The sequence below is a fragment of the Roseobacter insulae genome (genome assembly GCF_019375555.1).
Lineage (GTDB): Bacteria > Pseudomonadota > Alphaproteobacteria > Rhodobacterales > Rhodobacteraceae > Roseobacter > Roseobacter insulae.
Map to the genome: position 1 here is coordinate 1,260,727 of NZ_JAHXDN010000001.1, position 10,509 is coordinate 1,271,235.

Genomic DNA, 10,509 nt, shown 5'->3' on the forward strand with positions numbered 1-10,509 from the left:
TCCTGTTTGAAGTGCCCTCGCATAGCACCACCGCGCTCGCTATATTGAGATGTCGGGGGGGCGGCGGGCGAGCAACCTGCCGCTGGCCCGATCTGAGCCACTAGGTTGGCATACGCGCTGATCGTTCCGGTAGGGTGGTGCCTTCGGGTTATGGTGTGGCGGCGACGCGATTTCCACGGGGCGCGGTTTTGATGGCTGACCCCTGCCGGTTATGTTCGGCACGGGGTCTGATCTGCGTTAACCATGATTCGCGTATTCAATTGGGTTGTTACCTAATTTCTTGCCCGCCGGAGTTGACTAGTGTTTTCTCGACTCAGAATAGTGTTTTCTGCAGGTTTTAAAGAATTGAGTTTGGATTCATTTGTCACAAAGGAAAGTCGGCAAGCGGTAACACTGGCCACGACCCGCGCTGCGGAAATCCATCGCACGCAGGTATGTGCTTTAACCCGGAGTGTGCATGAGAAGAGCCTGTTCGGTGACATTCCGTTTTCCGACGCGAAGTTCGACCGGGCGTTCGATAGAACGCTGAACGCCCCGGAGCAGCACCTTGGGCTGGTCGTGGCACTTGGGTCGCGCGTTCCGGGCTGTTGCTATTGCTCTATCGGCGGGTACTTCATTGGCGATGGCGCGCGGATCGTGTCGGTCCACGCGATCTGTGTCGCTCCTGACGTTTCGGACGGGTTGCTCGGCGGGAAGGTTGCGCTGCGGTTGGCGAAAGGTATCGAGGTTTGGGCACAGTCGCAGGGGGCGACGCATATCCTCTATCATGTGACGGCAGGAATTGATGCGGCGTGCGTGGATCGGTTTTTCCAGAGGATCGGGATGAAGCAGATTGGGGGGGATTATGGGACCAAGTTTTTCCCTAAAATTTGAAACCGGTGGAGGTTTTTGAATTGATGTGTCAGCGATTAAATTACGGCTTTGCAAAGCCACTTTGTAACTGGACGGCCATTGTGCTTTTCACTCTCTGTGCAACAAGCGCGGTGACCGCCGCGCCGCCAGCCTTTTTAGAATACAAACCCGCAAAGTCCAGTGACTTTCAAGGTGTCCACCGGGTATGCAAATCTGCTTTTCAGCCATTGCCGACTGATCAGGTAGTTAAAAGAGGTCAATTTTTATTCTATCGACAACCGACGGAATGCCGCAATGCCGGAGAACGGGCATTCTGCAGGACAATCATCGTTCATAGGTCAGAAGATCTTTCATGTTTTTTAATTGAGTACACACTGGAGGCAATTTGGCCACAAACCGAGGCGACGGCTCTCGTTGGAGAGCCCAATCTCGAAATTCTTCCTGGTTCGACTGATTTCCTGTTTTTCGCGACTGACAGCGGTACTGTGCTGCTCCAATCGAACAAACAAACATTCAGCATTTCATTTGACCCATGGACCGCCCCAATCGAATTTGACTCGCCGGGATCGCTGGTAAATGAATGAGATTAAGCTAGGAAAAAGAGGCGTTGAACTTCAACTGGGCCCGCTTGAAGAACATCGCTACGGGCAGGAAATTCGAGATGCATTGGCAAATCGAGCGACTTCGCGAATTCAGCACGAACGCGTGGACGATTTGTCCTCCAACTTTGATAAGATCGTTTTTGTCGAAAGCCGAAAGGCGGGTACGTGGCAAGCCGCTCCCGACCCAGAAAACAAAACATTTTACATCGAGGTAAACCCTAACACGCGTCTGACAGGGACTGCGTCGGCCGGAGCGCTCAAACAGGCATTTGGAATAGATGCTGTAACAATTGAGCTTTCTGGTGGTAGCGTGTTATCGCACGAGCTCGATCACGAAACGAAAACCGTAAATGAACTTTCCGCAGCTGCTAGGGACAATTACATTAGTGAGAACCCCGCCGCATTCGCAAGATTGGTTGAGTTTGTCGGCAACGAGAGTTTTGCGAGACAGGCAATTAATTATGGTTTCGAAGAGCCCATCGCAGTCGCGCGCAAATGGCTACCGGCTTGCGGCCAATGAAAAGCAAAGAATAGTCACGGATTTCTATCAAGCCATCGAAAGCTTTATTAAAGGCCCATTAACAAAGTACACTGGGCCGGTCTCCAAATGCTTGGGCAATAGGAAACTTAAAACCTCCTGAGCCGATTTTAGTTGCGGAAGCTTCGAAGTGGTCGCCTTTCGAAGCGATTGGCGATGCCGTCCATTCAGCACTTACAGGCTTTGCGCGGCTTTTGGACCGCACGGTAGGGTCGGCGGCGGGCGAGCTTACCAGTGTTGAAGTCAGCGAGGGTGTTGCGGGAACAATTCATGATCCCGACATAAAGTCGCTTAAAGGAGCGGCCCGAGGGGAGCCGACATTACCTTCGAATTGGGCGGCGGGAAAACCTACACCGGCGATTTCAAAAGCTATCAGCAGGACGTCTTGGGTAAGTCAGAGCATGAAGCTCATCAAGCACTGAACGAAGAAAGGGGGTACTCAACGCGGTCCCGCACAGAACTGGAAGCCGCTTCCAGGATGACGTGATCTGAAGAACGGCAACAAGACTACACGTCATCCTAAAAAACGGCGATTGTATACTTGACAAACCCAAGTGAGATTCCTATCTATAACCCATAGAGTTAGAGGAAATCACAATGTCTGTTCTGTCCGCCAAGTATATGCACGATGAAGCCGCTGCGTTTGAGCACGTCGAAGCGATGTTGTGGACCGATGGACCTGTCTGCCCTCACTGTGGCGTCGTGGACAGCGCCTATCCCCTGACTGGTGTTCGCACCAAGGCCAGCAAGAAGAACCCGGAAGGCAAAGAGCGTCATGGTCTTTGGAAGTGCCGCGAGTGCCGCAAGCAGTTCACCGTCCGCAAGGGTACGATCTTTGAGGAAAGCCACCTGCCGCTGCACCTGTGGCTTCAAGCCATTCACCTGATGGTATCCAGCAAGAAAGGCATCAGCAGCCACCAGCTTCACCGCGTTCTGGGCATCACCTACAAGTCTGCGTGGTTCCTGACACACCGCATCCGCGAGTGTATGCGTGACGGTGCGCTTGCCGGTTTTGGCGGCAATGGTGGCGTTGTAGAAGTTGACGAAACGTTCATCGGCAAGGAACCCGGCGTCACCAAAGCTAAGAACGCACGTGTCGGCTCTCACAAGATGAAGGTGCTGACCCTGGTAGATCGCGACACCAAGCGCGCCAAGTCTATCGTTGTGGACGACCTCAAGAAGTCCACGCTGGTCCCTATCCTGCAAGAGAACATCGCCCGCGAAGCGTATGTCATGACTGATGAAGCCCGCCAATATCAGGGTATCGGCGCTGGCAACGTGTTCGACGCGCACGGCTGGACCAACCACAGCGCTGGTGAGTATGTCAGTTACGAAGATAGCGAACTCCACACCAACACGGTTGAAGGCTTCTACAGCATCTTCAAGCGCGGCATGAAAGGTGTCTATCAGCACTGCGGAAAGCAGCACTTGCACCGGTATGCTGCGGAGTTTGACTTCCGCTACAACAACCGCTCCGCGAACGGTGTTGACGATGTGGAGCGCGGCCAGATTGCCTTAGTAAGTGCAAAGGGCAAGCGATTGTTCTACAATCAAGGAGCATGAGCGCGGGCTGGAAAACCCTACGGTGGGTGACTATGTAAACGCTCCGAACTGAGGCTCAACAAAGTGAATCTTGACAAGGAAAAACTAAAAAACCTTATCCACACGATTGCTTATGCGACTCGTGATCGAGATGGCTTTGGTCGCACTAAACTCTACAAAGTCATGTGGTTTTTCGAGGCTAAGCAATACACGCTAGATGGCGTCCAATTCTCGGGTGCGAAATACGTTAGGGATACAAACGGTCCTCGATTGCACAACTATGAAAGATGGTTTCAGGAGTTAGAGAGTGAAGGGCGGATACAGTGTTTTGATGAGCGCTACTACAACCGAACCATCAAGCGCGTGAAGGGCTTGCGCCCCCCGGAGCCTGGGCTTTTGAGCGAAAGCCAAGCCCAAAGCCTCAACTACTGGATCAAAGTAGTCGCTGACATGACTGCCGAAGAGGTGAGCGACCTTTCCCACGACTACGGATGGGAAATCGCTGAGCAAGGCGATTTTCTGCCTCTTTCTTCCATCCTAGCTGAAAGGATTCGAGACCCAGAGGGCGAAGAACTTGAGTGGGCCAAGAGAAGAGCCAGAGAGCTTGGCCTCCCTTAATGAAAAGGCAGATAATTGAGCAGGAGGCGGTCAGACTTGCTTTAAATGAGGCCGAAGCGAATTGGGATAGAGCGAACGATGCCTGGGAGGCCGCAACGTGGGCAATGGCCCACGATCCAGGAGTCGGAACAGCCGCGACTGAAAGTGGTAAGACCAGATCATTTGTATTCCAAGGGTCCGCTTCAAATGGCATGCCAAGTTTAACCGTTCTATACGAAGATCAAGACCCGTACTTGATAGTCCACGAGGTGAGTTTTTGGAGGCCAAAGAAATATGAGCAACAAACCCACTGAGCAACTTGACCGCTTCAAAGAAGCCGCCCGCCAGCTAGAGACGGACGACGACGAAGCGAAGTTCAATGAAAATCTGCGCAAGCTGGTGAAGCAGAAGCCAGACGACAAGAGGGATGATTGAGGTATTGAGTTACCTCCTTCTTTGGGGTGCCATATTACCATGAAATTGCATCTCAATGACTTTGGGCTGACCCTTGAGCCGGAAACAAGTGACGAGCAGCGGCTAGCTGAAGGCCTAGCTGGTGATCGCGTTGCTCTTAACCGGCTAGAGTCGACTCTAGCCACTCATTCACGTCCTTCGGACCGCGACCAGAATACGGCTTTGACAAACTGATAATGTAAAGGTTGTCATTACTGTCTATGTGCTCCTTGAGTTTATTGAAGACTTGCGACGGCGTTTCCGAAGTTTCGACAGTGTATGAGCTTTCGGATAGTTTTGCCCAACTTTCATAAGCCTTGATATCTTTTAAGATGTTTGGCCGCGTAGTCTCTTTGTTCAGATCGTACGTAACAATGTAGCAGGCCATATCTCGAATCCCCTTAAACTAGAACTCAAGCCTATCTCACACTGCGGGTTTGTCAAATATACAATCGCCTAAAAAACGGACAACAGCAGCGGCAGCGAGGGGGGCAGGGTATGAGCGCGTCGGTTGCTGACCGATGGCACGACCTCCGTGATGCGTCGCTTGAAACATCCGTGCGCTCCAGCGACTGGACCGGCATTTTCACTGCGATGTCGAAGTCCTTCACGCTGTTCTTGCAATCGGCAATGCTGGCGCTAGGCGCGTATCTGGTGCTGCAGGGTGAAGTCACCGCCGGGGCGATGATTGTCAGCTCGATCCTGATGGGTCGGGCGCTGGCACCGGTGCAACAGGCCCTGGGGCAATAAGGACTGGTACAACGTGCGCGCGGCGCCTGGTCTTCTCTGGGCAATTTGCTGGACAAAACGCCGCTTCTGCCCGCGGCCCATGCCCTGCCACAGCCGCATGCCAATATCTCCGTTGCGGGTGTCTCTGTCGTGGCTCCGGGGGCGAAGTTTCCCACGCTGAATGGCGTATCCTTTTATTTGGGAGAGGGGGAGGCCTTGGGCGTGATCGGCAAAAGCGGTTCAGGCAAAACGACGCTGGCCAGAACCCTTCTTGGTCTCACCCCGGTCGCCGCGGGTGAAGTTCGTTTCGGCGGGGCGACGCTGGATCAGTATGACCCGGACGCTTTGGGGTCCTACATCGGCTACCTGCCGCAGAATGTTGTGCTGTTCTCCGGTACCATCGCCGAGAACATTGCGCGCATGTCAACGCAACCAGATGACGCGAAGGTCGTGGAGGCCGCCAGGCGCGCAAACGCGCACGACATCATCCTCTCACTCCCCGATGGGTACAAAACAGTTGTCCATGGTGATGACGGGCAGCTTTCGGGTGGGCAGCGTCAGCGTATCGCGCTCGCGCGGGCGTTCTACGGCGATCCGGTTCTGCTGATCCTCGATGAGCCCAATTCGGCGCTGGACAGTGATGGCTCAACCGCCCTGAACCTCGCAGTACGTGAATTCAAGGCGGCAGGTCGCGCGGTTGTGATCATGACCCACCGCCCGTCGGCGATTTCGGAATGTGACCGCTTGCTGGTCATCGAGGCTGGGCGGATCAAGGCGGACGGGCCGCGTGACGAGGTGCTCAAATCCATGGTGAGCAATGTGGACTCCATCAAGAAATCTCTTGCAGAAGCCAAAACGTCATGAGCGGCGCGTCCCGCAAGCCGCGCAGATGGAAAGCAACGGGCCCATTGCTGGTTGGAATGAGCGCACTGCTGGTGCTGGTGGGTGTTCTTGGCGTGTGGGCCGTTCAGGCGCGGATCGCTGGTGCCGTGATTGCGTCGGGCATGATCCAGGTAGAATCCAATCGGCAGGTCTTGCAGCATCCGCAGGGGGGCGTTGTCGGCGCGCTGCTGGTGAAAGACGGTGACGCGGTCTCCGCAGGCGAAGTTGTGCTGCAATTTGATGACACGCAATTGCGCTCGGAGCTTGCCATCATTGAGGGGCAGCTCTTTGAGATCCTCGCGCGCAAGGCCCGCCTGCAGGCGGAACGGGATGGTCTGGACGCGCTTGCGATCTTGGCTGATTTGCAGGAGGAAGCAGCACAGGATGTCGCCGTCCAGGCCCTGATTGACGGGCAGGCCCGGCTTTTTGACGCCCGCGCGGCGTCCTTGCGCCAAAGCTCTGAACAGATCGTCGAACAGATTGCCCAGGCCGAGAACCAGATCGACGGGGCCACGGCCCAGCTTTCCGCGCTCGAAACGCAAAGGGTTCTGATCGAAGCTGAATTGGGGGATGCGCAATCGCTGCTCGAAAAGGGGCTCGCTGACGCCGGAAGTGGTCGGACGGGTCACCAAGCTCTCTGCGGATGTGCTCACCGACGAAAGCACAGGCCTGTCATATTACCAGGTCGAGCTTGTCCCCGCGGAAGGCGAAATGGAAAAGCTGGGCGGGCAGGTTCTGCTCCCCGGCATGCCGGTCGATGCGTTCATCAAAACCGCAGAGCGTTCGCCGCTCAGCTACCTCGCCAAGCCCCTCACCGACTACTTCACAAAAGCCTTCAGGGAGGAATGAGGCCTGCACCGAAAAGAGCGGTAACAGGGGCAACCGGCGCTGGGGGAAGTTGCGGGAAAGTCAAGGAATCCCGGTTCGGTTTGACGAGGCCGGTTGCAGAGAAGGGGTGAATTCTGATCCATGATTTGCCAGAGCTTTAAACAGCCGGTTCTGTGACTTAGGCTGCAACACAGCGAAGAACTCGCCGAATGTGAGAACACCTTCTGCGTCAGCGAAACACGTTAGTGCAAACCTCTGGTTTCGTCATGGTTTCGGACATCATGGAAGTGTCAAGACTGCCCGAGTCACGCCGACCAAACCGGGCGCGCGCCGGCCCGGTCCGACCGTCTGGCGCTTTGGCATCGGTGCGTGCCCGCTGAAACAGCGGATGTGTTATCGCAGCCATGAAGCGTCTCGCTCACCTGTTGCAGCGCCAGTTCCCGGTCAGGCGCGCGCCCGGTTTGGTCGGGAGAGGTGGCAAACCGAAGATTCCCGTCTCTGCGCTTGACCCCAGGGGCGTGCTCCCCTAATAGACCCCATCGGCAAGGCCCCGGATTCGTCCGGGGCTTCGTTGTTGTCCTAACGGGCATCCAAGTTGGGCACCTACGGGGGCCTTTATACCATAGGCGCCTCACCGCGCCGTACAGCAAAACGGAAGACAGACAACATGGCACTCAAGTCGTACAAACCGACGACGCCGGGCCAGCGTGGGCTGGTACTGATCGACCGTTCGGAGCTCTGGAAAGGCCGCCCGGTCAAAGCCCTCACAGAAGGCTTGACCAAGAACGGCGGACGGAACAACACCGGACGGATCACGATGCGCCGCAAAGGCGGCGGGGCCAAGCGCCTCTACCGGATCGTCGACTTCAAACGGAACAAGATGGATGTGTCGGCCACGGTCGAGCGCATCGAATATGACCCCAACCGCACAGCCTTCATCGCGCTCGTGAAATACGAAGACGGTGAGCAGGCCTACATCCTGGCGCCGCAGCGCCTCGCGGTGGGCGATACCGTGGTTGCGTCGCAGAAAGCAGACATCAAGCCCGGCAACGCGATGCCCTTCTCGGGCATGCCCATCGGCACAATCGTGCACAACATCGAGATGAAGCCCGGCAAAGGCGGTCAGATCGCCCGCGCCGCTGGCACCTACGCCCAGTTTGTGGGCCGTGATGGTGGCTACGCTCAGATCCGTCTGAGCTCTGGCGAGCTGCGTCTGGTGCGTCAGGAATGCATGGCCACTGTTGGTGCCGTCAGCAACCCCGACAACTCCAACCAGAACTACGGTAAAGCGGGCCGCATGCGTCACAAGGGCATCCGCCCGTCTGTGCGTGGTGTCGTGATGAACCCGATCGACCACCCGCATGGTGGTGGTGAAGGCCGGACCTCTGGTGGTCGTCACCCGGTCACCCCTTGGGGCAAGCCGACAAAGGGTGCAAAGACCCGGAACAAGAAAAAAGCGTCCAGCAAGCTCATCCTGCGCTCGCGGCACGCCAAGAAGAAGGGGCGCTAATATATGGCACGCTCTGTTTGGAAAGGCCCTTTTGTCGACTCTTACGTGTTGAAAAAGGCCGAGGCGTCCCGCGAAAGCGGCCGCAACGAAGTGATCAAGATCTGGTCGCGCCGCTCTACAATCCTGCCCCAGTTCGTGGGCCTGACGTTCGGCGTCTACAACGGTCACAAGCACATCCCTGTTAACGTCAGCGAAGACATGATCGGTCAGAAGTTCGGTGAGTATTCGCCGACACGGACCTACTACGGTCATGCCGCCGACAAAAAAGCGAAGCGGAAGTAAGCCATGAGCAAGGATAAAAATCCCCGCCGCGTGGCTGACAACGAAGCAATGGCAAAACTGCGCATGCTTCGCACAAGCCCGCAGAAACTGAACCTCGTCGCCGCGATGATCCGGGGCAAGAAGGTGGACAAGGCCCTGACGGACCTGACCTTCTCCAAGAAACGGATCGCGCTGGATGTGAAGAAATGCCTTCAGTCCGCCATTGCGAACGCGGAAAACAACCACAACCTCGACGTTGATGAACTGGTCGTCGCCGAGGCCTATGTGGGTAAAAACCTGACCATGAAGCGTGGACGTCCACGCGCGCGTGGCCGGTTCGGCAAGATTATCAAGCCGTTCTCGGAGATTACGATCAAGGTGCGTCAGGTAGAGGAGCAAGCCTAATGGGTAACAAAGTCAATCCGATTGGCATGCGCCTGCAGGTGAACCGCACCTGGGACAGCCGCTGGTATGCCGACACCAAGGATTACGGTGATCTTCTGCTGGAAGACCTCGCGATCCGTGATTTCATCAAGGAAGAATGCAAGCAGGCCGGTGTGGCCCGTGTGATCATCGAACGCCCGCACAAGAAGTGCCGCGTGACGATCCACACAGCCCGCCCCGGTGTCATCATCGGCAAGAAAGGCGCGGACATCGAAGGTCTGCGCCAGAAGATCGCCAAGATGACCGACAGCGAGTTGCACCTCAACATCGTTGAAGTGCGCAAGCCTGAGCTGGATGCTGCCCTCGTTGGTGAAAGCATTGCACAACAGTTGGAACGCCGGGTGTCCTTCCGCCGCGCCATGAAACGTGCGGTGCAGAACGCGATGCGCATGGGTGCTCTTGGCATCCGGGTGAATGTCGCGGGTCGTCTCGGTGGTGCGGAAATCGCGCGGACTGAATGGTATCGTGAAGGTCGTGTGCCTTTGCACACGCTGCGCGCCGACATCGATTACGCACATGTGGAAGCGACGACTGCCTATGGCATCATCGGGATCAAAACATGGATCTTCAAAGGGGAGATCATGGAGCACGATCCGGCCGCGCGTGACCGTAAAGCACAGGAACTCCAGGATGGCCCAGCACCGCGCGGTGCAGGCGGTCGTCGCTAAGGGGGAATGACAGATGCTACAACCAAAACGCACGAAATTCCGCAAGCAGTTCAAAGGCTCGATCAAGGGTCTGGCGAAGGGTGGGTCTGACCTGAACTTCGGCACCTACGGGTTGAAAGCCATTGAGCCTGAGCGGGTCACAGCACGTCAGATCGAGGCGGCCCGCCGCGCGATGACACGTCACATGAAGCGTCAGGGGCGGGTCTGGATCCGGATCTTCCCGGATGTGCCGGTCACTGCCAAACCTATCGAAGTTCGGATGGGTAAAGGTAAGGGCTCCGTCGACCGGTGGGCGGCGAAGGTCAAGCCCGGCCGCGTGATGTTCGAGATCGACGGCGTGAATGATGACGTCGCCCGTGAGGCCCTGCGCCTGGCGGCGATGAAGCTGCCGATCAAGACCCGGGTAGTGGTGAGAGAAGACTGGTAAGTCTTCTCCGAATACGTGTAGCGGGTTTTCAACGAAACCTGCGTACTGCACTCAAAAAGAGTTGGGAAGTCTCCGCTGACACATCGGCGGGGGCTTTTTTGCGCTTCTGGAACGTCGCGAATGAGCCCTTAGTTACCGATGCTGCGCCTCGCACGAACGTACAAAAAAGGGTGGTT

Annotated in this window: 13 protein-coding genes and 1 pseudogene; all 14 read left to right on the forward strand. The window is 56.2% G+C overall.

What is annotated here, in order from left to right; translation table 11 throughout:
* The first annotated feature begins 351 nt into the window (after nucleotides 1–351).
* Nucleotides 352–873: a GNAT family N-acetyltransferase gene (locus KX928_RS06045; protein WP_219499976.1), complete on the forward strand. Its 522-nt coding sequence runs from the start codon at nucleotides 352–354 to the stop codon at nucleotides 871–873.
* A gap of 5 nt (nucleotides 874–878) precedes the next feature.
* The gene (locus KX928_RS06050) at nucleotides 879–1,436 is read left to right on the forward strand and encodes a hypothetical protein (RefSeq protein ID WP_219499979.1); all 558 of its coding nucleotides are present in this window, start codon (nucleotides 879–881) and stop codon (nucleotides 1,434–1,436) included.
* Entirely contained in the window at nucleotides 1,429–1,974 is a 546-nt protein-coding gene (locus KX928_RS06055) for a hypothetical protein (RefSeq protein WP_219499981.1), read from the forward strand. Before KX928_RS06050 ends, KX928_RS06055 begins: the two co-directional genes overlap by 8 nt.
* A 615-nt stretch (nucleotides 1,975–2,589) precedes the next feature.
* Complete coding sequence (locus KX928_RS06060) at nucleotides 2,590–3,555, forward strand: IS1595 family transposase (RefSeq protein ID WP_219499983.1); 966 nt, start codon at nucleotides 2,590–2,592, stop codon at nucleotides 3,553–3,555.
* Between the two features lie 63 nt (nucleotides 3,556–3,618).
* Nucleotides 3,619–4,152 carry a Panacea domain-containing protein gene (locus KX928_RS06065; protein ID WP_219499984.1) on the forward strand — a complete coding sequence of 178 codons (534 nt, stop codon included), beginning with the start codon at nucleotides 3,619–3,621 and terminating at the stop codon, nucleotides 4,150–4,152.
* 273 nt (nucleotides 4,153–4,425) lie between these two features.
* Entirely contained in the window at nucleotides 4,426–4,566 is a 141-nt protein-coding gene (locus KX928_RS06070; RefSeq protein ID WP_219499985.1) for a hypothetical protein, read from the forward strand.
* Nucleotides 4,567–5,082: 516 nt separating this feature from the next.
* On the forward strand, nucleotides 5,083–5,334 hold the full coding sequence (locus KX928_RS23950; protein WP_257883532.1) for an ABC transporter transmembrane domain-containing protein: 252 nt from the start codon (nucleotides 5,083–5,085) through the stop codon (nucleotides 5,332–5,334).
* A 45-nt stretch (nucleotides 5,335–5,379) separates the two neighbouring features.
* Complete coding sequence (locus tag KX928_RS06075; RefSeq protein WP_257883533.1) at nucleotides 5,380–6,177, forward strand: ATP-binding cassette domain-containing protein; 798 nt, start codon at nucleotides 5,380–5,382, stop codon at nucleotides 6,175–6,177.
* Nucleotides 6,174–7,044: pseudogene (locus KX928_RS06080) on the forward strand (beta-barrel domain-containing protein). The gene KX928_RS06075 and the pseudogene KX928_RS06080 overlap by 4 nt, the downstream one beginning before the upstream one ends.
* A gap of 646 nt (nucleotides 7,045–7,690) precedes the next feature.
* On the forward strand, nucleotides 7,691–8,533 hold the full coding sequence (rplB, locus tag KX928_RS06085) for a 50S ribosomal protein L2 (RefSeq protein ID WP_219499986.1): 843 nt from the start codon (nucleotides 7,691–7,693) through the stop codon (nucleotides 8,531–8,533).
* A 3-nt stretch (nucleotides 8,534–8,536) separates the two neighbouring features.
* Nucleotides 8,537–8,815, forward strand: coding sequence for a 30S ribosomal protein S19 (rpsS, locus tag KX928_RS06090; protein ID WP_071969830.1), 279 nt, complete (start codon nucleotides 8,537–8,539; stop codon nucleotides 8,813–8,815).
* A gap of 3 nt (nucleotides 8,816–8,818) precedes the next feature.
* Nucleotides 8,819–9,199 carry a 50S ribosomal protein L22 gene (gene rplV, locus KX928_RS06095; RefSeq protein WP_195819734.1) on the forward strand — a complete coding sequence of 127 codons (381 nt, stop codon included), beginning with the start codon at nucleotides 8,819–8,821 and terminating at the stop codon, nucleotides 9,197–9,199.
* Nucleotides 9,199–9,906 carry a 30S ribosomal protein S3 gene (rpsC, locus tag KX928_RS06100; protein WP_219499987.1) on the forward strand — a complete coding sequence of 236 codons (708 nt, stop codon included), beginning with the start codon at nucleotides 9,199–9,201 and terminating at the stop codon, nucleotides 9,904–9,906. The genes rplV and rpsC overlap by 1 nt, the downstream gene beginning before the upstream one ends.
* A 13-nt stretch (nucleotides 9,907–9,919) precedes the next feature.
* Nucleotides 9,920–10,333: a 50S ribosomal protein L16 gene (gene rplP, locus KX928_RS06105; RefSeq protein WP_219499988.1), complete on the forward strand. Its 414-nt coding sequence runs from the start codon at nucleotides 9,920–9,922 to the stop codon at nucleotides 10,331–10,333.
* The last annotated feature ends 176 nt before the right edge of the window (nucleotides 10,334–10,509 follow it).